Annotated in this window: 20 protein-coding genes and 1 pseudogene; 18 read left to right on the top strand and 3 right to left on the bottom strand. The window is 37.7% G+C overall.

The features are described from left to right. The first annotated feature begins 743 nt into the window (after positions 1–743). The 9 genes from H7992_RS20015 (at position 744) to H7992_RS19975 (ending at position 11612) form a co-directional block, all read left to right on the top strand. Complete coding sequence (locus H7992_RS20015) at positions 744–1511, top strand: IclR family transcriptional regulator (protein WP_187045750.1); 768 nt, start codon at positions 744–746, stop codon at positions 1509–1511. A 162-nt stretch (positions 1512–1673) separates the two neighbouring features. Then, positions 1674–2303 (top strand): bifunctional 4-hydroxy-2-oxoglutarate aldolase/2-dehydro-3-deoxy-phosphogluconate aldolase, encoded by a 630-nt coding sequence (locus tag H7992_RS20010; RefSeq protein WP_255428493.1) that lies wholly within the window; start codon positions 1674–1676, stop codon positions 2301–2303. 35 nt (positions 2304–2338) lie between these two features. Beyond that, positions 2339–3346, top strand: coding sequence for a 2-dehydro-3-deoxygalactonokinase (locus H7992_RS20005; RefSeq protein WP_255428717.1), 1008 nt, complete (start codon positions 2339–2341; stop codon positions 3344–3346). A gap of 60 nt (positions 3347–3406) precedes the next feature. Continuing rightward, on the top strand, positions 3407–4411 hold the full coding sequence (locus H7992_RS20000) for a tripartite tricarboxylate transporter substrate binding protein (protein ID WP_187045748.1): 1005 nt from the start codon (positions 3407–3409) through the stop codon (positions 4409–4411). Positions 4412–4521: 110 nt separating this feature from the next. Beyond that, positions 4522–4965 carry a tripartite tricarboxylate transporter TctB family protein gene (locus H7992_RS19995; RefSeq protein ID WP_187045747.1) on the top strand — a complete coding sequence of 148 codons (444 nt, stop codon included), beginning with the start codon at positions 4522–4524 and terminating at the stop codon, positions 4963–4965. A 15-nt stretch (positions 4966–4980) separates the two neighbouring features. Beyond that, positions 4981–6456, top strand: a complete 1476-nt coding sequence (locus H7992_RS19990; protein ID WP_187045746.1) for a tripartite tricarboxylate transporter permease — start codon at positions 4981–4983, stop codon at positions 6454–6456. A 12-nt stretch (positions 6457–6468) separates the two neighbouring features. Further along, entirely contained in the window at positions 6469–7617 is a 1149-nt protein-coding gene (gene dgoD, locus H7992_RS19985) for a galactonate dehydratase (RefSeq protein ID WP_187045745.1), read from the top strand. Positions 7618–7665: 48 nt separating this feature from the next. Continuing rightward, positions 7666–8640, top strand: coding sequence for a 2-hydroxyacid dehydrogenase (locus H7992_RS19980; protein WP_187045744.1), 975 nt, complete (start codon positions 7666–7668; stop codon positions 8638–8640). Between the two features lie 434 nt (positions 8641–9074). Then, on the top strand, positions 9075–11612 hold the full coding sequence (locus H7992_RS19975) for an EAL domain-containing protein (protein WP_187045743.1): 2538 nt from the start codon (positions 9075–9077) through the stop codon (positions 11610–11612). A 313-nt stretch (positions 11613–11925) separates the two neighbouring features. On the opposite strand, the gene H7992_RS19970 is transcribed toward H7992_RS19975, so the two are convergent. Next, positions 11926–12381, bottom strand: a complete 456-nt coding sequence (locus tag H7992_RS19970; protein ID WP_187045742.1) for an S-ribosylhomocysteine lyase — start codon at positions 12379–12381, stop codon at positions 11926–11928. A 205-nt stretch (positions 12382–12586) separates the two neighbouring features. On the opposite strand from H7992_RS19970, the gene H7992_RS19965 reads away from it, so the two are divergent. Further along, positions 12587–13888: a Na+/H+ antiporter NhaC family protein gene (locus H7992_RS19965; protein WP_187045741.1), complete on the top strand. Its 1302-nt coding sequence runs from the start codon at positions 12587–12589 to the stop codon at positions 13886–13888. 177 nt (positions 13889–14065) lie between these two features. On the opposite strand, the pseudogene aspA reads toward H7992_RS19965, so the two are convergent. Further along, positions 14066–14404 (bottom strand): annotated as a pseudogene (gene aspA, locus H7992_RS24875) (aspartate ammonia-lyase); the annotation flags it as partial. A 336-nt stretch (positions 14405–14740) separates the two neighbouring features. Between aspA and kdgD the strand changes: the two are divergent. The 5 genes from kdgD to H7992_RS19940 all read left to right on the top strand — a co-directional run bounded on the left by kdgD (position 14741) and on the right by H7992_RS19940 (position 18824). Continuing rightward, complete coding sequence (kdgD, locus tag H7992_RS19960) at positions 14741–15673, top strand: 5-dehydro-4-deoxyglucarate dehydratase (protein ID WP_187045740.1); 933 nt, start codon at positions 14741–14743, stop codon at positions 15671–15673. Between the two features lie 9 nt (positions 15674–15682). Continuing rightward, positions 15683–17143: an alpha-ketoglutaric semialdehyde dehydrogenase GucD gene (gene gucD, locus H7992_RS19955; protein WP_187045739.1), complete on the top strand. Its 1461-nt coding sequence runs from the start codon at positions 15683–15685 to the stop codon at positions 17141–17143. A gap of 275 nt (positions 17144–17418) precedes the next feature. Next, positions 17419–17619: a hypothetical protein gene (locus H7992_RS25145; RefSeq protein ID WP_187045738.1), complete on the top strand. Its 201-nt coding sequence runs from the start codon at positions 17419–17421 to the stop codon at positions 17617–17619. 203 nt (positions 17620–17822) lie between these two features. Continuing rightward, positions 17823–18110 carry a hypothetical protein gene (locus tag H7992_RS19945; RefSeq protein WP_187045737.1) on the top strand — a complete coding sequence of 96 codons (288 nt, stop codon included), beginning with the start codon at positions 17823–17825 and terminating at the stop codon, positions 18108–18110. 24 nt (positions 18111–18134) lie between these two features. Continuing rightward, entirely contained in the window at positions 18135–18824 is a 690-nt protein-coding gene (locus tag H7992_RS19940) for a FadR/GntR family transcriptional regulator (RefSeq protein WP_187045736.1), read from the top strand. 118 nt (positions 18825–18942) lie between these two features. Here H7992_RS19940 and H7992_RS19935 read toward each other — a convergent pair whose 3' ends face one another. After that, positions 18943–19866, bottom strand: a complete 924-nt coding sequence (locus H7992_RS19935; RefSeq protein ID WP_187045735.1) for a LysR family transcriptional regulator — start codon at positions 19864–19866, stop codon at positions 18943–18945. A gap of 445 nt (positions 19867–20311) precedes the next feature. On the opposite strand from H7992_RS19935, the gene H7992_RS19930 reads away from it, so the two are divergent. The 3 genes from H7992_RS19930 (at position 20312) to H7992_RS19920 (ending at position 23111) form a co-directional block, all read left to right on the top strand. Continuing rightward, positions 20312–20773 carry a RidA family protein gene (locus H7992_RS19930; protein ID WP_187045734.1) on the top strand — a complete coding sequence of 154 codons (462 nt, stop codon included), beginning with the start codon at positions 20312–20314 and terminating at the stop codon, positions 20771–20773. A 44-nt stretch (positions 20774–20817) separates the two neighbouring features. Then, positions 20818–21792, top strand: a complete 975-nt coding sequence (locus H7992_RS19925) for an aminopeptidase (protein ID WP_187045733.1) — start codon at positions 20818–20820, stop codon at positions 21790–21792. A gap of 305 nt (positions 21793–22097) precedes the next feature. Continuing rightward, the gene (locus H7992_RS19920; RefSeq protein ID WP_187045732.1) at positions 22098–23111 is read left to right on the top strand and encodes a TRAP transporter substrate-binding protein; all 1014 of its coding nucleotides are present in this window, start codon (positions 22098–22100) and stop codon (positions 23109–23111) included. Positions 23112–23114 lie beyond the last annotated feature (3 nt).

Raw genomic sequence — 23114 nt, 5'->3', positions numbered from 1 at the left:
AAATAGAATGTAAATCAGACGAATTATCTATTATTTATTTTTTATATACTCATTTAGTCATAGGGATGGTTTATCTCTTTGTCAAATGGAGGCAGATTTTAAACATGTCTGCGACTATTTAGCCCTTAAAGGTTATAAGTTCATGTCAGTGGTTAGTTGCCTGTTGAAGTAACTGTTGCAGTCTGATCTAACCACCGAAAAAGAGTCCGACTAAGCCGAGAAAGCGTCCAACCAATCCCAAGAAGTTTACAACGAACCCATGAAAGCGTCCAACCAATGGGGAGGTCTCCAATGAAACTCCTGAAGTGTCCAACGAATCCTGATTAATTAAACAGGTACATTATGCAGTGCATGTTCCAAGAACTTATCTTCCATCTGCGTTAAGAGCGCAACAAATCGACTTTCTTTTTTCAATCATCTAGTCTAATGCATCAACTTTTTATGACTGTTCATTGAATGGTTTAATGACGTAAATATTAGCGCCTAGAGCGCATATTACGGAGTGGATGTAGGGGATGAATTCAATCACGACGAGCTTTTCTAATTTGCGGAATGGGTGTAGAACTGTTGCGTTAGAATTGCATTACAGCGTCAAATTAATGGGTTGATTTGTGAGAAATATAATACAATTGCATACGTTAAACACTATCTTAACTGCGATATCCTTTTCAAAAGGTGTATAATCAATTATAGTAGGAACGATATTCCGCAATAAGGAACAAAATCGCGTTAGGAGGATTTTTATGAAATCAAGTGTTATTACTGTTCAGTCAGTTGATCGTGCTTTATTAATTTTAGATATCTTACAAGAGAATTCAAAAGGATTAGGCGTAACAGAACTATCTCTAAAATTAGATGTTTCTAAAAGTACGGCTCATCGCTTACTTATGTCGCTTCAAAAAAAGGGATACGTTAAGCAGGATGAAGAAAATCAGAAATATTCATTAGGACTTAAATTGATAGAACTAAGTCAAACTGTTTCTGATAATCTCGATATTAGAAAGTTAGCATCTAATTATTTGTATCATCTAGCAGAATTAACCGGTGAAACGGCGCATCTGGTTATTATGGAGAATGACGAAATTGTTTATATAGATAAAATTGAGAGCTCTGAAACTATACGAATGTTCTCTAATATTGGAAAGCGAGCTCCAATGCATTGTACCGGAGTGGGTAAAGCGATACTGGCTTTCCTACCAGAAGATAAAATTCTTCAAATTATTGAAGAAAAGGGACTTCGTAAGTTCACTGATAAAACAATTATTGAAAAGAATACAATGCTAGAGCACTTAAAGGAGATAAGAAATAGGGGATACTCTTTTGATGATGAAGAACATGAGTTAGGGATTAAGTGTGCAGCTGCACCCATATTTAACTATAAAGGTGATGTGGTTGCGGGTATAAGCGTCGCTGGACCTATTATGAGAGTAGATGATGAGAAACTAGAGATGATAGCTTCTGAAGTATTAAGAGTGTCAAGAGAGATATCCAAACACTTGGGGAAAAACTAATCACAATTATTATTTAAATTTGAATTGACAAACTTTCATATTATCTTTTATAATACAAATGAAGATCGGAATTGAAACGTCGTTCCTTAATAAGGAACGACTAAAAAATAACCTCTATAAGGAACGGTGTTCCTTATAGAGGAATAATGAGGAGGGTATATTTTGAATGAAACCTTACAAGAAATACATAAAGAAAAATTAGTAGCTATTATACGCAGCAATTCTTCGGATAAACTCGAAAGTACTGTTAAAAGCCTATATGATGGTGGAATTCGTGTAGTAGAAGTAACGATGAATACACCTGGCGCACTTAATGGGATTGAAAGAATGAAAGCGCTCTATCCAAGCATGTTAATAGGAGCGGGCACGGTATTAGATCCTGAGACGGCCAGACTATCAATTCTATCGGGCGCTAGTTTCATCTTAACTCCTACTCTAAAACGAAGCACAATTGAAATGGCCAATCGTTACAACGTTCCAATTATTCCAGGGGTATTGACGCCCACTGAAGCGTTAACAGCTTATGAATATGGAGCGAAGATGGTGAAGATATTTCCAATTAGATCACTAGGACCGACATATATTTCCGATTTAAAAGGTCCGTTGCCATTTATCCAGACTATGGTTGTAGGCGGAATTTCGCTAGAAAATGCAGAAGAATACTTAAGAGCAGGAGTACATTCATTAGGGATTGGCAGTTCGTTAGTCGATGACAAACTTATTGAAAAAGGGAAATTTGAAGAAATAGAAAGACGAGCAGCTCGCTTCGTAGAAATAGTAAATAAAATATAATCATCAGATGATTAAGAAGAGAAGCGGTGGAGGATATGAATGTTATTTTGATTGATTCTGGAACGACCAATTCTAGAATAAGATTAATAGTTAAGAAAACAGGTGAAATTAAAGATCTTCAAAAAGTTAGTATTGGTGTTAGGAATACAGCTATTGAAGGAAATAATGAGAATTTGAAAAAACAATTAAATGAAGGAATCAAACAATTACTTGAGAGAAATCAGTTGTCTCCATCTGAGATTAAGTACATCGTAGCTTCTGGAATGATTACATCAAATCTTGGTATATACGAAATACCACATGTGACAACTCCAGCTAGTATAAATGACTTCGTAGAGCATTCTAGGATTATTAAATTGGAAGAATTCTTTAATATCCCCTGTATCTTTATTCCAGGTATGAAAAATCACGTGAATGAAAACTTGGATACCGTAGATTTTATAAATCAATTTGATGTTATGCGGGGAGAAGAAGTGGAAGCATTTGGGCTGTTGAAGCAACTAAATGTAAAAGGAAAAGGTATTATGGTTTTACCCGGCTCTCATACAAAATATGTGGTAGTGGATGAAAATCAGACGCTCACTTCATGTTTATCTACATTGGGTGGAGAAACGCTTTTAGCTATGCAAAAAGAAACGATACTCTCGGATTCTCTTGACCAACAACTCATAGAGGATATAAACGAGGAAATGCTTGAAAAAGGATATGCGGCTGCAAAACAGTATGGATTAACAAGAAGCTTCTATCATATTCGTTTACTTCAGTTATTTTCAAAACTCGATGCTAATCAAAGAGCAAACTATTTTGTGGGAGCAGTTATCTACGATGACATTCAGACCCTTTTACACTCTATAGCTGATATTGGAGAAATGGAATGGATTGTCGTTGGGGGTGCTGATCCATTAAAAAAAGTATTCACACACTTACTGAAACACTTGAAAAACGATTGGCGAATAATAGAAGCTAACAATCAACAAGTAGAACATTCTTTAGTCTTCGGAGCGCAAGAAGTAGCAAATAAATACTTATCTAAAACCAATTAAATTATTTTATAGGTAATGAAATGAAATTCTATAATAACCAATTATAAGGGAGGCATACAAATGAAAAATTCATTGAAGTATCTTGGAACTGTATTCATGCTAATTCTGTTTTTGGCATTGGCAGGATGCAACAAAGACAGTAATGAAAATACTAGCAAATCAAATGGTGGAAATGATTTTCCTACTAAATCGATAACGCTTATATCTCCAACATCCGCAGGTGGCGGAACTGATTTGGCAGCAAGGGCTTTGGCGGCTGATGCAGAAAAATATTTAGGTCAGTCAATTGGGGTAGTAAACAAACCGGGCGGTAGTGGTTCGTTAGGAATGACAGAAGGAGCAAACGCTAAACCAGATGGTTATACAGTAACCATGGTAATTGCCGAATTGACTATGCTTGAACACCTAGGTATTTCACCGCTTAATTATAAGCAAGTAAAACCGGTCGTATTAGTGAATTTAGATCCTGCAGCATTGACAGTGCCTGTTGATGCACCGTATAACACATTAGAAGAATTTATTGCTTTTGCGAAAGCGAATCCAGGAAAACTTAAGGTTGGAAATGCGGGCTCAGGGTCTACTTGGCATTTAGCTGCAGAAAGCTTAGCTGAAAATGCGGTAATTGAGCTTAATCATGTACCTTTTGAAGGTGCAGCACCTGCTGTAACAGCTCTAGTAGGTGGACATATCGATGCGGTGACTGTGAGTCCAGCAGAAGTGAAAACACAACTTGAGGCGGGAAATCTAAAAACTCTTGCGGTTATGTCTGATACTAGATCTGATATTATCCCGGATGTCCCAACATTTACGGAAGCTGGATTGGAAATTGAAACAATTGGTACGTGGAGAGGGTTAACAGTTCCTAAAGATACACCAGATGAAATTGTAGCTATTCTTGAAGAAGCCTTTACTAAGGCTACTGAAGAAGAGAATTTCAAGAAGTTTATGGCTGCTAACGGTTTAGGAATTCAGGTGAAAGGATCTAGTGAATTCCAGAAGCATATGGACGAAAACTATGAGTACTTTGGGAAATTGATTCCTGAGTTAGGCTTGGGTGGGAAATAAAGTTTTTTTCTGGCCTTTAATTATAAAATGTTGACTGCTTACCATACAAGAGGATGGGGACATAAAAGTCATTTTGTATGGCAATCAGCCTTTACTAAGGGGTGAATCCGATGAGAATTCCAAATATGATTTGTGGATTAGGTGTTTTAATTTTAGGTAGTTTCTTTTACGCACTTACATTTAATTTTCCTGAATTGAGTGTGAGTGATACTGGTCCTGCATTTATGCCTAGGATTTATTGCGGGCTATTAATTCTTTTTGGATTAATATTATTCATTCAAGGTGTTCTTGATAAAAGTGGGAAAGTGGAAAAGGAACATACTACTCGTTATGCAATTGCGTCCATGGGTATCATTTTACTCTATATTATCGTAATGCCGATTATAGGTTTCTATATTTCGACATTGCTATTAGTTTTTAGCCTTTTACTATTCTCAAAAGTGCGGAGTAAGATCATATTAATTAGTGTTCCAATTGGGACAGTACTATTTATTTTTATTGTTTTTGTGAAACTACTGAAGGTATCGATTCCAATGGGGTCGTTATTTCTATAAAACGGGGTGAAATAAATGAGTTTATTAGCAGAAGGATTGGCTAATGTATTGCAATGGCATGTGCTACTTATTTTAGTATTAGGGACTGCACTTGGAATATCAATTGGAGCATTGCCAGGGTTAACGTCAACAATGGGCGTTGCATTAATGCTTCCTTTGACGTTTGGAATGGAGGCTGTAAGCGGAATCTTACTGCTAATCGGAGTATACTTCGGATCTGTTTATGGCGGTTCTATAACTGCAATATTAATTAACACACCTGGGACCCCAGCATCCGCTGCTACTGTTATAGACGGTCATCCTTTGGCTAAAAGGGGTTTAGCAAATAAAGCTTTAACTGTCTCTACCATTTCAGCTGCTACTGGAGGATTCCTCAGCGTCATAGTTCTCATACTGGTAGCGCCACAATTAGCGAGTTTCGCCTTGAAATTCAGTGCACCTGAAACATTTGCACTTGCTTTCTTTGGTTTATCAATCATTTCTAGTGTTGCAGGATCATCTCTCGTTAAAGGGTTGATGGCTGGAGTATTAGGTTTACTCATTTCAACAATTGGATTAGATCCGATTGGCGGGTTTCCAAGATTTACTTTCGGATTGACGGAACTGACAAGTGGAATTAACTTTATTCCGATAATGATTGGTTTATTCGCCACTTCCGAAGCATTTAAATCAATGGAAGATTTGTTTTCAGTCAACCAAGTGAAAATTACAGTTGAAAAAGTGAAATTAAAATGGAGCGAGTTTAAAACTATCATTGGTACCATTCTTCGATCCGCAGGAATTGGAACTGCTACTGGAATAATTCCAGGTGCAGGTGCAGACATTGCAGCTTTTGTAGCTTATAACGAAGCGAAACGTTTTGCAAAGAATAAAGAGGAGTTTGGACACGGGGATTTAAGAGGTATCGCAGCGCCAGAAGCTGCTGGTAATAGTGTAACTGGGGGAGCAATGATTCCACTTTTAACGTTGGGAATTCCCGGTGATGCCGTCACCGCTGTACTACTTGGGGCATTGATGGTTCAGGGGCTACAGCCAGGGCCTATGTTATTTGAAACAAATGGACCGATTGTCTATACTTTGTTTGTCGGCATGTTAATAGCAAATGTGTTGATTTTAATTTTTGGATTGTTGTTAATAAGGGTATTTACCAAAGTCTTATATATTCCAAAGTCTATTTTAACACCTATTATCTTAGTACTTTGTGTCGTAGGTTCGTACTCATTAGGTAATAATTATTTTGACGTAATTGTGATGTTTGCTGCTGGAGTTATCGGATATTTTTTGAAGAAAATTGATATTCCGTTGTCACCTATCATTTTGGGTCTAATTTTAGGACCAATGATGGAAAGTAATTTCCGTCGTGCTTTAGTAATGTCTTCAGGGGACTTAAGTATCTTTTATACTAGGCCTATCACGGTTATATTATTAATAATTGGGGTCATTACCCTGTTTTCACCGGTGTTTACGAAGAAATTCTATAAGAAATCCTAAGGAGGGTATGGGTTGAAAATTCGTAGTTATGAACTATTTCAAGTTCCCCCGCGCTGGTTATTTCTGAAGATTGAAACTGATCAAGGTATAGTTGGTTGGGGAGAACCAGTAATTGAAGGAAGAGCGCATACCGTTAAAGCTTGTGTAGAGGAATTAATGGAGTATTTGATCGGCAAGGATCCATTACGAATTGAAGATCATTGGAGTATGTTGTATCGCTCAGGTTTTTATCGGGGAGGCCCAATTCTGATGAGTGCAATTTCAGGAATAGACCAAGCACTTTGGGATATCAAAGGAAAGTATTTTAATGCTCCTGTGTATCAGTTGTTAGGCGGGGCTTGTCGTGATTCAATGAAGGTTTATTCTTGGATTGGCGGGGATCGACCTTCGGATGTAGGGCAAGCTGCGAAAGAAGTTGTAGATGCAGGATTTACAGCGCTTAAAATGAATGCTACCGAAGAACTGCAATATATTGATTCGTATGAAAAGATTGACCAAGCATTAGAAAGGATTGCCGCAGTCCGTGAATCTGTCGGACAGTATGTTGGAATTGGTATAGACTTCCACGGTAGAGTACATAAGCCGATGGCAAAGATTTTAGCTAAGGAATTGGAGCAATTTCGACCAATGTTCATCGAGGAGCCCGTGCTTTCACAAAACAATGAAGCTCTGAGGGAAATAGCTAACCATACTACTATTCCGATAGCCACTGGTGAGCGTATGTTTTCACGTTGGGATTTCAAGTCTGTTTTATCCGATGGCTACGTAGATATTATTCAACCCGATTTATCACATGCTGGGGGGATAACAGAATGTAAAAAGATAGCGACTATGGCGGAAGCATATGATGTTGCGCTTGCACCTCACTGTCCATTAGGGCCTATTGCTCTCGCTGCTTGTTTACATGTAGATGCCACCTCACATAATGCTTTTATTCAAGAACAAAGTCTGGGAATTCATTATAACCAAGGTAGTGACTTGTTGGACTATGTAAAGGATAAGTCTGTCTTTGATTATAAAGATGGATATGTTGCTATTCCGCAACTGCCTGGATTAGGAATTGAAATAGATGAGGACTTTGTAAGGAAACAGTCCCAAGTAGGGCATAATTGGAAGAATCCGGTTTGGCGTCATGTCGATGGTAGTATTGCGGAATGGTAAAAGTGAATTTATTACAAAACTCGCTATTTGCTATAAAGGAGGAAGTAAATGAAGCCGAAGGTGTTTATTTCAAAACGAATTCCACAAGAAGTGGAAGATTATATTGCTCAATATTGCGATTATAAAATATGGAATGAAGAAACGCCGATACCGAATGATGTTCTTTTAAAGGAAGTTGCTGATGTTGAAGGACTTATGACTCCAAAAGGTATAATAACAAAAGAATTTTTAAATAGCGCTCCAAGTTTAAAGGTTGTTAGCAATATAGCTGTTGGTTATGATGCGTTTGACATTGAAGCCATGAAGGAAAGAGATGTATGGGGGACGAATACCCCTTTCGTTCTAGATGAAGCTGTTGCTGATTTAGTTTTTGGGCTGATTTTGGCAACTTCGAGAAGGGTGGTTGAGTTTAATAACTATGTGAAAGAAGGTAAGTGGGACCGGGTGTTGGATAGTGAAGAATCATTTGGAAAGGATGTACATCATTCTACTTTAGGTATTATTGGCATGGGACGAATCGGTGAAAAGGTTGCTCGACGGGCTGCATTGGGTTTTGAGATGGATGTATTGTATTACAACACCAAAAGAAAGCCAGAATTAGAAGACAAGTATGGAATTACTTATAGTGATATGGAATCTTTACTGGAAAGATCTGATTTTGTATTACTACTGGTTCCGTTAAGGGAATCTACCTATCATTTAATGGGAGAAAAGCAATTTAACATAATGAAGTCCAGCGCTATTTTCATTAACTGTTCAAGAGGTCAAACTGTTAATGAAAATGCATTGATTGCTGCATTACAAAGTGGGGTAATTCGTGGTGCAGGTCTGGATGTATTTGAAAAAGAACCTGTGGCTGTAGATAACCCGATTTTGAAGATGGACAATGTCGTGGTACTTCCGCACATTGGATCTGCAACGCAAAAGACAAGATTTGATATGGCTATGAAAGCTGCAGAAAATCTAGTGGCCGGCGTAACGGGTCAAGTGCCACCCGACTTAGTAAAGGAACTACAAGGTTAATGAATGATTTAGAGGAAATCTGTAATCTCATAAGAGTAAAATGAAATTGAATCAAGTCTTTGCCACTGGTAGAAGTTAGATTTATTTTTACAGAATGCCCGTGTATAACTGAAGAACTAGAAGGTCGTTTAGTATTGTAAAAGGTGCTGTTCTTGGGAGTGTGAAATAATGTTCTGGTTAGTAGAATTTAAAGGTAAATCCCTAAAAAGGAGCATTTGCTAGGATGTAGTATCAGTCCGCTTCACGTGACAATTTTCAGAAAATACACTACGCTTGTATAATAATAGAATGAAGATTAGACACTTGGTGAATGTCTGGTCTTTTTTTTGTATTTTTATTCAATAAGTTGATCGGTGAAATGAACAGTCACCAGTTCGACTCTGAAACGATTACCGCGGTATTATCTAATCGTTTTTTATAAAGGGGGAGTATAATTGCTAACAAGAATTAATAAAAGGAAAAGATTAATGGCTTATCTGAACGAGGAAAAAAACTCTTATCCGCAAATATTTGAAAATTCACCTGATATACTTCTCTTCGTTGTTGATCGAAAAGGGGTCATCGTCAGTATACGTGGAGGGAGTGAACTGATAACTGGAACTAAAGTAGAAGAATGCATAGGGGAAAAGTATAGTAACTTTGTTTATGAAGAAGATTTAGAAAGGGTAAAAGGCTACTTCGCCAGAGTTTTAAACGGAGAAGCTCAATATGTAAAATATCGAGTCATTAATGAACATGGTGGAGTCAGTCATATTGATGTAACGCTGACACCTATTCAAATGGAGAATAACGAAGTCTTAGGTCTTTATGGATTAACAAGTAATATTACTGTTGCACAAGAATTGAAGCAGGATATTCAAGAAATGCGCGAAAAACTTCAATCATTAATTCATTATTCTCATGAAATTATTGGCATCCTCGATTCAAAAGGAACAATTGTCTTTGAAAGCCCAGCAATTGAGGCTGTTCTTGGGTATAAAGTGGAGGAGATTACTGGGACAAACTTTTTTGACCTGATACATCCAGATGACCATCAACTGAAGAAGAGTAAATTCAAAGAGATTCTCAAGCGGCCTAATACTCCGTTCACAGTAGAGCTGCGATTAAAGCATAAAAATGGAGAATGGCGTGACTTTGAAGTTATCTATACGAATCTACTCCATGCCCCAAGTGTGAATGGGGTTATTTGTAACTTACATGACATTTCTGAATTAAAAAAGCAACAGCGCGAAATTCAATATATGGCTTACCATGACTATTTAACTGAGTTACCAAATCGACGAGCATTTGAAAATGGAGTGGATCTTGAAATAAGACTAGCGAATATTGATAAGAGAAAGTTCGCCGTTTTGTTCCTTAATCTAGACGGATTTAAGTTTTTAAATGATTCATTAGGTCATGAGGTCGGTGATCTGTTATTAATTGAAATTGCGAGGAAGTTAAAAAATACACTTAATAAAAATATAAAAATGATGGCCAGAATAAGTGGAGATGAATTCGCAATTTTAACTACAAACCTTCAAGACATTCATTCAATTGAACAAATCGCGAAGGATGCATTGCAAGTTTTTGAACAATCATTTGACATTAAAGGGTATAATCTTTTCATTACGACGAGTATTGGTATTAGTATTTATCCTGAATCGGGAGATGATACTGCTTCACTCATGAAAAATACAGGCTTAGCATTGTACCTTGCAGAAAAAGCGGGAAATAATAATTATCAAATTTATTCACCAACGGCCAATGTCGCTACATATAAGGTTTTTTCTTTAAGAAATGAGCTCAAGCAAGCGTTGCATGACAATCAATTTCTTGTCTATTACCAACCGATTGTTCATACGGGGACGAATCAAATTGTTAGTGTAGAAGCGCTACTACGTTGGAATCATCCAGTTTGGGGAATTGTTTCACCGGATGAATTTATTCCGCTGGCTGAGGAGTCGGGATTGATCACTCCAATTGGTGAATGGGTATTGCGGACAGTTTGCAAAAATGTGCGTTTATGGCATAATGCTGGGTACTTTATTCAGGCATCAGTCAATTTGTCACTTGTGCAGTTTTTACAAACAGGTTTAGTCGCTATGATTTCTAGCATCTTACAAGAAAATGAACTTGATCCAAAATGGCTTAACATTGAAATCACGGAAAGTACGATGATGGAGCAGGAAGAAAAAGTATTAGGGAAAATAGAGAAGTTGCGTGGGTTGGGTATACAAATCTCACTTGACGATTTTGGGACAGGCTATGCATCCTTTAAAAGTTTAAGAGACATAAAACCGGATATATTGAAAATAGATAGGAGTTTAATAAAGGACATTCCATCTGATAAGGATAGCGCCGAAATAGTAACCTCAATTATTCAATTAGCACATAGACTCTCAATAGAAGTCGTAGCGGAAGGTGTCGAAACGATAGAACAGCGAGAGTTTGTATCTAATTTACAATGCGATTGGATTCAGGGGTATTTATTTAGCAGACCTGTTTCAGAAGAAAACATTCTAAAGTTATTAGCCGGAAAATCGAATTCTGAAATTGAATCTGTGCCTATAAAAGAAAAAAGAAAATATTTTAGAATTGATTTCCAATATCCGCTCGAAGCATTTATGACGGTGGCAGAATTAAATGGAAAGAAGGTACAATTAGGAAATACAAAAGTGTTAGTTGAAAACATAGGACCGGGTGGATTACGTTTCGTATCCAACATTAAACTTCCTACAAGATCGGACATTGTATTGAAGTTTCAAACAACAATAATTGACGAGGAAATGACGCTTTATGGGACAATTGTATTTGATGAGGAACAAGGAGATCTCTACCGATACGGCGTTAAATTCATAGTCGATGAGAAGCAAAGAGACTACTTGATTAAGAATTTCAACCAATTTCAATTGCAGTTAAAAAAGGATCCTCTCTTAATCGGACATTCATTTGTAACAGAAAATGTGGCAACTTACTTCAAGGGGTTATAAGAGCTTTTAGATACCTGCACACCAGAATAGCTAGAAAATACACTGGAATTTGCATACTGATTAAAATAAAGACCAGACATGTACCTAGGAGGAAATCTGTGAAGTATCCAACTAAATCATAGGAATCTCCAACAAACTCACTGCTCACCAAATTAGTTGGCAGAACATTAGCCTACAACTCATATAGTACAAGAAATCAAGATTGCAAACAAAAAAGAGGTTGCCCCAAATTCAACGTTGGGGCAACCTCTACTGTTATTTTCAGGTGCTAAATTATAGAATGACAATCATAATTGTACGTAATTTAATATGCTTAATCGCGGAACGGATCGTCACTTAGTCCCGCTTCAAGGACTAACTTTGCATACTCTTGTGCTGCAAATAGCGAATGATCTTTATAATTGCCACATTCGAGTGCAGAAACGGCGGGAATGTGTTCGGTTGTTACTACTTTTTCGAGAACTATTGTTAAAGCGGCGGCAACTTCTTTAGGCTCATGTTCATTCCAAATAATCATGTAAAATCCTGTTCTACACCCCATTGGTGATACGTCGACAATCCCTGTCAGTTCGTCGCGTAAATACGTCGCAAGTAAATGTTCTAGCGTATGAACAGCTGAAGTTGGCATTGCGTCCTGGTTGGGTTGTAAAAATCGTAAGTCATATTTTTGAAGAGTACTGCCTTTCTCGTGTTGTTCCGTACCCGCCAAGCGTACATAAGGGGCTTTTACTATCGTGTGATCCAATAAAAAGCTTTCCACTACTGCCATTTTAATCATCCTCTCACGTTTGTCATCTAACCTATCACACTTTAACTAGCTATGTAAACTAATTTATACGTTAATTCTGATAACTGTAAATAGCCCTGTTGACACCAGTAAGAAAGCAGGATACGATTAGTTATTGTAATTCATATAGAAATACTATGTTTTCAGTAAGTTCTGGGATTTCGACAGACTACTAGGAGGAATATTTATGACAAAACTTAAAGTGAAAAAGGGAAATCCCTTTGCACTTTTTCCATTACTTGTTTTTGTGTTGCTATTTATAGGCACAGGAATTTTTACAAAAGACTTTTCAAATATGCCATTGAATGTAGCGATACTAATCGCAGCCGCTATCGCTTTGATGATGAATAGAAAAGAAAAGTTGTCCAGTAAAGTGGAGACATTTACTAAGGGCGCTGGCCATCCGAATATTATATTAATGGCTTTCATCTTTATTTTAGCGGGTGCATTTTCTGCAGTTGCTAGCGGAATGGGAGCGGTCGAATCCACTGTTAACCTTGGCTTATCCCTATTACCAATGAATTTGTTGATGGTTGGATTGTTCGTTATTGGCTGCTTTATTTCGATTTCAATGGGAACGTCAATGGGGACCGTTGTTGCATTGGCTCCGATTGGAATAGGGATTGCGAGTCAAACGGGTATCCCGCTTGCAATGGCGATGGCGACGGTAATCGGGGGTGCAATGTTTGGTGATAACTTGTCGATGATTTCAGACACGACAATTGCGGCGGTTAGGACACAAAATATAAAAATGAAAGACAAGTTTAAAGTAAACTTCTTGATTGTTTTGCCTGGGGCAATTGCTACAGCGCTTATTCTAGGTATAATCACACGAGGTAATGTAGCTGATTTGAGTGGGGACTATCAGTATGAGTTGTTTAAAATACTCCCTTATATCGCGGTATTTGTAGCGGCGTTATTAGGTGCACATGTGCTGGTTGTTTTGCTTGGTGGAACGCTATTTGCTGGAATTATCGGGATGATTGATGGGTCTTACAGTTTCGGTGGTTTTTTACAACTAGTTGCTGAAGGGATTATTAGTATGGAGGATTTAGCAATCATTGCAATCTTAATCGGTGGCGTCGTTGAGATTATCAAATATAACGGCGGTATTGATTATCTTTTATATGTCATTACGAGCAAAATTAAATCGAAAAAAGGGGCTGAGTTTGGGATTGCTGGTTTAGTTAGTATGGCTAATATCGCCACCGCGAATAATACGATATCGATTATTATTACTGGGCCATTAGCAAAAAGTATCGCGGATGAATATGAAATCGACCCAAGGAAGTCAGCTAGTTTACTTGATATGTTCGCAAGTAGCTGGCAGGGGATTTTGCCTTATGGAGGGCAAATGCTTGCGGCTGCTGGACTAGCAGCAATATCACCGGTTAGTATTATCCCTTATTCTTTTTATCCTGTCTTAATCGGAATTTGTGGTGTTATTGCCATTTTAATTGGTTATCCGAAATTTCGCCAGACAGAATAGGCAGTTGCGATTTCACTTATTTGGGATAGCAGTCCGCTGACACACGTTTAAATTAGATATAGTTCTGAAAAAAAATGTAGTTATAATTGATAATAAACAATCCCCCACAGTCTAGAAAAGTGGGGGATTGTTTATTTATTTCAATAACAGTCCTCCAGAAATTCCTGGGTTGGTCATTTAATAAAGATCTAAGATTAGGTTTAGTTCATCTTCAGATAAAATCCCGTACTGATTACAAAGTTCACAGATAAATTTATTCTCTACAATAGCTTCACGTACTATTTTGCAGCAGCTTCATAGCCAATATGAGAAGTAATGGCTGTAATAACTCCCCCACTCTTTTAAACATAGTGTTTCATTTGCTTTTATTCCTAAAACATAATAACCGGTAAATATCTGGAATCCATTATTCATGATGTTATTGGACTACGGTAGGTTAAAAACGAGTAAAGGTTCCATGACATTCAGTTCCAGTTGGCCAGCTTCGTATGCTAGACATATGGTGTTATCAATTCCATAATCACACTTTATTTTATGTTTTACAATGCGACAATGTGTTGCTGAGCATGATTCACGCGATACATTGGGAATGCATTTATAGATTGGTGGATTACAGGAAACAGGATTCTATTCTCAGCCAGATGTACATGAAACAACCTTAGCCCAAAATCACTGCATCACTAATGATAGTAAAACTACATAATTCAGTCCGAATTCTACTTATACGTTTGGTATAACAATTTGAATGTGGAGCTTTTTTTCAAGCGTATTTTTAAAAGAGTTGACAGATAATTATTATTGTCTTACAATATGACATATAGAATAAATACAATTTTGAGGGGTGGAATTAACATGAGTACATTTAGTAGGAGAGCACCAAAAGGAATTTTAGGGTTCCCAGTTGCTCCAATGGATGCAGAAGGTAAATTGGATTTACATGCGTTAGGTGAAAACATTGAGTTTTTAATTGATAATGGGTTGAAATCGGTTTTTGTCGCGTGTGGTGCAGGGGAATTACATGCAATAAGCAATGAAGAATATAGAGCAATGGTTGAAGTTGCAGCAGAAAAGACTAAGGGGAAAGTACCACTCTATACGGGTGTTGGTGGGAACATTACTTATGCTCTTGAACAAGCTCAAATATCTAAAGAACTTGGGGCTGAAGGTTACCTGATCTTACCTCCGTATTTGATAGATCCTTCTCAAGACGGAATCTATAATTACTTGAGTAAGATCATAGAAAGTACAAATTTGAATGCAATTGTTTATCAACGTGATAACTGTGTTTTAGAACCTAAAACCTTGCAAAAACTATGTGAAATACCACAGCTCGTAGGCTATAAAGATGGATTAGGTGATATGGAGCTAAATGTTGAGCTCACTCATTTGATTGGTGACCGCCTGGAGTGGATCAATGGAATGCCGTTAGCAGAAGTGACGATGGCGTCGTATGTAAACCTTGGATTCACTTCTTATTCATCGGCTATTTCCAACTATATCCCTCACATTTCCGCGAAGTATTATGATGCACTGCTAAAAGGAAATGACGAAGTAGTTCATGAATTGTATGAAGAAGTAATCTTTCCAATTCATCGTATTCGGAAACAGAAAAAAGGGTATGCTGTTTCACTTATTAAAGCGGGGATGCAAATCGTAGGCCTTCCTGTCACTACAAATGTCCGAGCGCCTATCGCCCCTGTGGAAGAGGGGCATTATGAGGAGTTAAAATCGATTATTAATAATGCATTGGCGAAATACCCTACTCATGCCAAGGCTATAAACTAGGAGGTAATTATGAATACAACAACTGAATCTAAAACTACGACATTCTTAAATTATATTAACGGCGAATGGGTGGCTTCCGATACAGGTCAGACGGAGGTCAGTAAAAATCCTGCAATAAAAGGTGAAGTGGTCGGTTCGTATCAACTATCCTCAAGCAATGATTTTAATGATGCGGCAACCTCTGCTCGAATAGCGCAAAAAGCTTGGCGTAAACTAGCAGGAAGTGTTCGCGGAGATTATTTATTGAAAGCTGCTTCTATATTAGAGGAGCGTATCGATGACATTGCGGCTACAATGACCCGAGAAATGGGGAAAACATTTGCTGAGGCGAAGGGAGAAACTGCACGTGGTGTAGCTATCCTACGTTATTATGCTGGCGAGGGAATGCGGTCGATCGGGGACGTCATCCCTTCAACAGATAGCGAAGCACTTTTGTTTACAACACGCGTTCCTGTAGGGGTTGTTGGAGTTATTACGCCGTGGAATTTCCCGGTCGCTATTCCACTCTGGAAAATGGCCCCAGCACTTATTTATGGGAATACAGTTGTTATTAAACCAGCAAGTGAAACGGCCATTACATGTGCTAAAGTGATTAACTGCCTGCACGATGCAGGTTTTCCGGCGGGTGTTATCAACATGGTGACAGGCTCAGGTGCTAAAATTGGTACAGAGATGGTAAATCATCGTGAAATTGATGCCATTACGTTTACAGGGTCGAACACAGTCGGTAAACAACTGGCCCATAGCGCCGTTACAAGGGGAATTAAATATCAACTTGAAATGGGTGGAAAAAACCCAGTTATCGTTGCAAGTGATGCGGATTTGGATTTGGCAGTCGATGCTACAATCAGTGGTGGACTAAAATCTACTGGCCAAAAATGTACAGCGACAAGCCGTGTTATCGTTCAAAAAGAGGTATACAATAGATTTAAAGAAAAGTTGCTTGAAAAAGTGGCGGAAATTACTGTCGGAGACGGTCTTGAATCAGGTACGTGGATGGGACCTTGTGCCAGCGAAGGCCAGTTGAATACCGTTCTTTCCTATATTGAAAAAGGAAAAGAAGAAGGGGCGACATTGTTATTCGGTGGAAATCGAGTACTTGAAAATAAAGGATATTACGTGGAACCTACCGTTTTTGAAAGTACTTCGCCCGATTTAACGATTGTCAGAGAAGAAATCTTCGGTCCCGTTCTTGCACTCTTGAAAGTGGATACACTGGAGGAAGCTCTGGAACTGGCAAATGACTCGGAATATGGACTAAGTGCTTCTATTTTTACAACAAACATAGGGAATATGTTGTCCTTCATTAACGAAATGGATGCTGGCTTAGTGCGGATCAATGCAGAAAGTGCGGGCGTTGAATTACAAGCTCCGTTCGGTGGTATGAAGCAATCCAGTTCTCATTCCCGGGAACAGGGTAGAGCTGCAATTGAATTTTTCACTTCTATTAAAACTGTATTTATTAAATAAGATCCAAGCAGAGGAGTTATGCGATGAAAAGCTAACTCCTCATTTTTACATGCCTTTTTTTAGTCGTTTGATTTTTTGCTGAAGTGGATGTATGGTCCCGAGTAATGATGAGAAGGGATAACGTGCATTACATTAATGACCAAGAAATTAGGAGAATCATTTCGGTGAGCGGCATTATTGAAACAATCTAAGCGTATTACTTACAGGAAGGGGAAAAACGTTCATTGCTCCCAGAGCGATTATTTATAAATGAAGGTAAAAATTCGGCTTTGTAAATGCCTTCATTTTATGAGAACTATAATGGGACAAAACTAATTGAGATCACCTCTGATAATGAAGCTAGATTGAGGGGGATTTTTCTATTAAGTGACAGAGAAACGATGAAACCACTTGTTCTTATGGATACCAGAGCGATTACAGCAATGCGAACCGACGCTGTAAGTGGTTTAGGTATGAAATACTTGGACTCCGATTAAACTGATACAATTGGCGTCATTGGCACATGCGATCAGGGGTTTAGCCATTTGCAGACCGCTTGTGTAGTTCGGCCGATACAGCGCGCTTAGTGTATAATCGTAGTAAGGAATGACTAGATTCTTTTTTAGAGGAAGCCAAGGGTGAATTTCCATCCGTCCAATTTGAAGTTGCTGAACCCGAAACAATTTTGAAAGAGGCTCAATTGATTATTACAACAACGACTTCTGTGGAGCTTGTAATCCCCTTTGACGGGCAGATTGATTTAACTGGAAAGCATTTCGCAGCTTCAGGTTCCTTTAAGTCATTAATGCAGGGATTTCCTGATACAATTATTAATGAGGCGGATTATTTATTTGTCGATTCGCATGCTGCAATTTCTGAATGCGCTGAAATAATCCAGTCAAAACCATTTGGCTATAATGAGAACATGGTTCCCGAATTGAGAAGTTTAGTCCAATGTGGTAATAATAAAAACATGAAGAAAGAATAGGATAGTTTTGAGAGGAGGGGTGGTATGCAGGAATATAAAATGGATACTATCCGTAGAAGTACATTGTCACAACAGGTGCTAGAACAAATTGTACACCTGTTGATGAGTGGACAATTGAAACCGGGGGATAAGTTGCCGGCAGAAATGTCATTAATGAAGCAGTTTGATGTAAGCCGACCTGTATTACGCGAAGCACTGAGTTCATTGGAGACATTGGAGATCATTACGAGGAGACCACGTGGAGGTACATTTATAAATAACAAGGTCGGCAGTAATCCATTCAATGTTATGCTTGCATTATCTATTAATAATGTACCTGCCATCATCGAAGCGCGTATGGCCTTGGAATTGGGTTTGGTCACGATTGCAGCTGAAAAAATAACGGATGACCAACTTGAAAGGTTAAGGGAGACCATTGATTCCATACAAGAGAATGCGGACGGTGATTATGGTCGTTTAGATAAAGAGTTCCACAGGATTATTGCACAAAGTGCAGATAATCCTGTGGTTGAGGGAATGATTGATTCCCTGCTTGTAACACATGAAAAAACGGATAGCTTAATTAGCTATCGGGAACCGGAAATTACAATTGAGCATCATATCGCAATCTATGAAGCATTAAAAAGAAGAGATCCTTTTGAATCCTTTACACAAATGTATAAGCATCTTAGCTATGTGAGAAATAAAATTTTGAAGGATTACGAAAAGAAGTAATTATACTAATAGTAAACGTCAACTAATGCCTGCAAGTTTAGATGGGCATTAGTTGACGTTTATTTATGTTCATACCAAATTCAAATGAATGGGTTTACCGTTACCCATTAAATTTCCTTCAGAGTGAAAGATCTTCATGTTTTTCATTTAAGAAATTTGCGTACTGAAGAATGAAATTGAAAAAAACCTCTATGCATGGTAACGTGGGATGAATTTTAGAAGTAGCGAGATAAATATTTCTAAATGCATTAGGGTGATCAATAGGAATCTTTTTAATGGAGAAACTATCAAGAACATCCAGATCGGGTACGATTGCAATACAATTATTATGATTAGTAGAAACTAATCCAGCCATAGTGATTTCTTCCGCCATAGTACAAAAATGATTAGGTTTTTTAGAACAACCGGAAAAAAGTCGATTGATGAAACTTTGAATTTCTCCCGCTGACTCAGTATAACTGATAATTGGGTAAGGCAATAATTCTTCCATAGATAATGAAGTTTGATTTGCCAATGGATGATTTAAAGATGTGATACAAACCAAATTTTGCTTGAGAACGGGTGTGAAATTTATATCGGGTTCATTAGGCATATAGGTGCAAAATCCAAGATCCACGGAACCGTCTTTTATCTTTTTTATACTGGTCGCGGTATCGCATTGATGGAAATTTATTGTGATATTTTTGTGATTTATATCGGCAAGAAAGTTTTTAATTAGTATAGGTACAAAATGATATCCCAGTACAAATAAGAAACTAAAATCGATGATCCCAGAATCCTTTTTCTTAAATTGATGTAGCAAATCATAACCGAGTTCAATTTCATGAAATCCCTTTGAAACATAAGAGCTTAACAATCTACCATACTTTGTCAGACGAACATTGCGGCCCTCTTTTTCAAACAGCGCAACCCCTAAATCTTCTTCCAGTATTGACATGGCACGACTTAAACTAGGCTGCGTAATGCAAAGGAATTTGGCCGCTTGTGTATAATGCTGGAATTCTGCCATTATCTTAAAATAGTAAAGATTATTAAAGTTCATGTCTATCTGTCCTCCTCATGTTTTTAAGCCTAAAATGTTTTATTCCTCGCTAGGTAGAGATCAACTGTTTATTGCGATTTTTCCATCTTCTGAAATTGATGAAAAAATGAATTGTCATTTACGAAAGACAAAGTCAGTTTTATTGTCTTTACTTTCGAATGATTTCTAAAACTATACCAACAACTATAGATAAAAGCTATGTATTCAGGTAGAAATAAGTATTGGTAGTTATGTGATAATTCGTAGTATTATAAATGAAGAAGGGAAGATACGATAATGTTGAAACCCGCGGATGAATTAATAAAAGAATATCTTAGTATAATACGAGGCTTACGATGCTGTACAGCGCTCGAAATAATGCAATATCACAGCAGAAAGCAGATTGGTTCAAAAGAAAATTACTCGGAGTATTCTTATTGTTATTGGGTGGAAGGGAGAAATAATTATGGGTTATGAAGAAAGATTAGAGAACGAAGGATATAAACTTCCTGAACAAGTCAAACAAAGTAAGCGATTATTTGAGGCGGGAGTTAGAACCGGTAATTTGATTTTTGTATCAGGAAATGCTGCGAAGGTGGATGGCATTTTGAAGTATCAAGGAATTGTTGGTGACACAATTGCTATTGAAGAGGCCCAAGACGCAGCTAAGATTGCCTTTGTAAACTGTTTAGCAACAGTAAGGAATATGATGGGAAGCCTTGATGGTATTAAGAAAATTGTCAATATAAAAGGTTATGTGGCAAGTACAGCAGATTTCATTGAGCAGCCGGAAGTTATGGATGCAGTGTCTGCTTTGGTGAATGAAGTATTTGGTGAAGCGGGGAAACACAGTAGGGTTTCTATGGGAACAGCTTCACTTCCAGGAGGAACACCTGTAGAAGTTGAAATTGTTGTTGAAGTAAAATGATGAAGTCGTAAATTAAAAATTGACACAAAAAGGAGAAAAGAGCTATGAAAGAAATGCTAAAAGAAGTGCCATTGGGTATCAGACAATTGTTTACTAGTATTACACATTTAAAAGAAGGAGAAAAGGTACTTGTCATCACTGATGATAATAAAAAAGAAATCGGTGAGTTCGTATATAAATATGCTAAAATGTTTTTTGAAACAACTATGATTGTAATGACGCCAAGGGAAGGGCACGGTGCTGAACCTACGGAAGCTGTCACAGCAGCATTAAATAATTGCGATGTTGCGTTTGGTGCAACCACGATGTCTCTATATCATTCAAAAGCCCGTTTAGATGCAAGTAAAAATGGACGATTACGCTGGATTGGACTTCAGGATTATGCCCTTCATATGTTTGAGTCAGGAGGATTAACGGCGGATTTTGACGAGGTTACAAGGGTAGTTAATCGTGTGGCTCCTTTTTATAAAGGGAAAACGTTTACACTTACTGCACCTGGTGGAACCAATATGGTTTGTAGTATAGAAGGACGTGAGCCTGTTTTGGATCATGGAACGGCAATTGTGCCTGGAGCTGCTTCATTTCCTCCGAATGCAGAAGTTGCGTTGGGACCGGTTGAAGGGACAGCTAATGGTGTATTAGTATTTGACGGAAGTATTCCACATCCTTTATTAAACTTAATTGATGAGCCAGTCAAATGTATTGTGAAGGACGGGTTTATTACAGAAATATTGGGTGGGCGTGAAGCAGATATATTACGTAAACTCTTAGCTGATTTCAATGATCCGACAGTTTATAATATTGCAGAACTCGGTCTCGGATTAAATAAAGAGAATTTCCTCTGTGGGCATATGGCGCCGGATGAAGGTTCTTTTGGAAATATCCATATTGGTATTGGAAAGAATTTGAACTTTGGTGGTCATGTAAACTCCCCATTGCATTTGGATTTGGTAATTAAGACCGTGACCTGCGAGATTGACGATCGCTTCATTATGAAAGATGGCGAATTGCTAGTATAACTAGGTAAATCATTCACAAAGAAATATTAATAAAAAACCTCTTGATATCATAAGTTGTTCCCGTTTGATGGCGAAAAGAACAACTCTATGTACCAAGAGGTTTCTATATGGTTTGTAACTTGTGAAAGCACTTAAATCACAAAAATGTCTACACAGAATAATAAACCGTCATATAAAGTAAGCGCTTACAATGTGTGGCTGAGATGAAACATTTAGCAACTACTTCTTATTTAATCTATTAAGCTCTCTTGTTGTAAAGGAAGAATAGTGAGAGGTAACGAAATATTGTATAGGAGGATGATTATATGAAAAAGATTAAAAAATTTACAGCTGTCATTCTATGCTTGTTTTTGATGCTAGTAGTAGCTGGATGTTCTTCTTCGGTTAGTGGTGAAGAAATAGGCAGAAAACGAATTATCAGCATAGCTACAGTTCAGCCGGAAAACCATTCCATCGTTCTAGGTTTGAATGCATTTAAAGAGTATGTAGAGGAAAAACTGGGCGACAGAATTGAAATAAAAATCTTTACCAATGGTGTAATTGGTGGAAATTCAGAGGCGCTTGAATTACTACAGATGGGATCCTTGGACATGGTTGTTACAAGTGGAAGCAATTTAGAAGCATTTGCTGATGAATATAAGATTTTCAGTTTACCTTATTTATTTAAAGATGAAACAAGTTTTCGCAAAGTTATGGACGAAGAAGAATTTATAGATAAGATTTACGAGTCTACAGCTGATAAGGGAATTCAGGGAGTCACTTGGTTTGCTAATGGTGTTAATAATTTCTATTCATCGAAGAAAATTGAAACACCGAAAGACCTGAAAGGCTTGAAGGTTCGTGTGCAGTCAAGTGAGGCGAACGTAAAGATGGTACAAGGCTTTGATGCAGCAGCAGTTGTTTTGGCATACGGTGAAGTCTATACTGCATTACAAAATAAGGTAATTGATGCTGGAACCAATCCTGAGATGGCACTTGTTAATATGAAACATGGAGAGGTTGCAAAATACTATTCTCGGACAGAACATCAGATTTTTACAGATATGTTTGTGGCAAGTACAATATTTATGGATTCATTGACGGATGAAGAAGAAGAAGTTTTTCAAAATGCTTTCAAATTGAGTACCGAGGTTGCAAATGGGGAATGGGACAATCTCATTTCAGAAGCGATCGAGGAGGCAACACAGATGGGAGTAGAGTTTATTACAGTGGATAAAGAACCATTTGAAGAACTACAAAAGCCGGTAAAAGAAGAATTATTGAATGGAAACCCGGAATTGCAAACCCTGTATGACATAGTCCAAAAAATCCAGAACTAAATG

Source organism: Sporosarcina sp. resist, from assembly GCF_014302295.1.
GTDB classification, from domain to species: Bacteria; Bacillota; Bacilli; order Bacillales_A; family Planococcaceae; genus Sporosarcina; species Sporosarcina psychrophila.
The sequence above is the reverse complement of the archived record's forward strand: the minus strand, read 5'-3'. Positions and strand labels throughout refer to the sequence as shown.

Coding starts and splice junctions, on each gene's coding strand:
- H7992_RS19935 (WP_187045735.1), bottom strand. CDS start 19,866: ATGAACTTTAATAATCTTTACTATTTTAAGATAATGGCAGAATTCCAG.
- H7992_RS19980 (WP_187045744.1), top strand. CDS start 7,666: ATGAAGCCGAAGGTGTTTATTTCAAAACGAATTCCACAAGAAGTGGAA.
- H7992_RS19970 (WP_187045742.1), bottom strand. CDS start 12,381: ATGGCAGTAGTGGAAAGCTTTTTATTGGATCACACGATAGTAAAAGCC.
- H7992_RS20005 (WP_255428717.1), top strand. CDS start 2,339: ATGAATGTTATTTTGATTGATTCTGGAACGACCAATTCTAGAATAAGA.
- H7992_RS19990 (WP_187045746.1), top strand. CDS start 4,981: ATGAGTTTATTAGCAGAAGGATTGGCTAATGTATTGCAATGGCATGTG.
- H7992_RS19925 (WP_187045733.1), top strand. CDS start 20,818: ATGAAAGAAATGCTAAAAGAAGTGCCATTGGGTATCAGACAATTGTTT.
- H7992_RS20000 (WP_187045748.1), top strand. CDS start 3,407: ATGAAAAATTCATTGAAGTATCTTGGAACTGTATTCATGCTAATTCTG.
- H7992_RS25145 (WP_187045738.1), top strand. CDS start 17,419: ATGCCTTCATTTTATGAGAACTATAATGGGACAAAACTAATTGAGATC.
- H7992_RS20015 (WP_187045750.1), top strand. CDS start 744: ATGAAATCAAGTGTTATTACTGTTCAGTCAGTTGATCGTGCTTTATTA.
- H7992_RS19965 (WP_187045741.1), top strand. CDS start 12,587: ATGACAAAACTTAAAGTGAAAAAGGGAAATCCCTTTGCACTTTTTCCA.
- H7992_RS19995 (WP_187045747.1), top strand. CDS start 4,522: ATGAGAATTCCAAATATGATTTGTGGATTAGGTGTTTTAATTTTAGGT.
- H7992_RS19940 (WP_187045736.1), top strand. CDS start 18,135: ATGCAGGAATATAAAATGGATACTATCCGTAGAAGTACATTGTCACAA.
- kdgD (WP_187045740.1), top strand. CDS start 14,741: ATGAGTACATTTAGTAGGAGAGCACCAAAAGGAATTTTAGGGTTCCCA.
- H7992_RS19920 (WP_187045732.1), top strand. CDS start 22,098: ATGAAAAAGATTAAAAAATTTACAGCTGTCATTCTATGCTTGTTTTTG.
- H7992_RS19930 (WP_187045734.1), top strand. CDS start 20,312: ATGGGTTATGAAGAAAGATTAGAGAACGAAGGATATAAACTTCCTGAA.
- gucD (WP_187045739.1), top strand. CDS start 15,683: ATGAATACAACAACTGAATCTAAAACTACGACATTCTTAAATTATATT.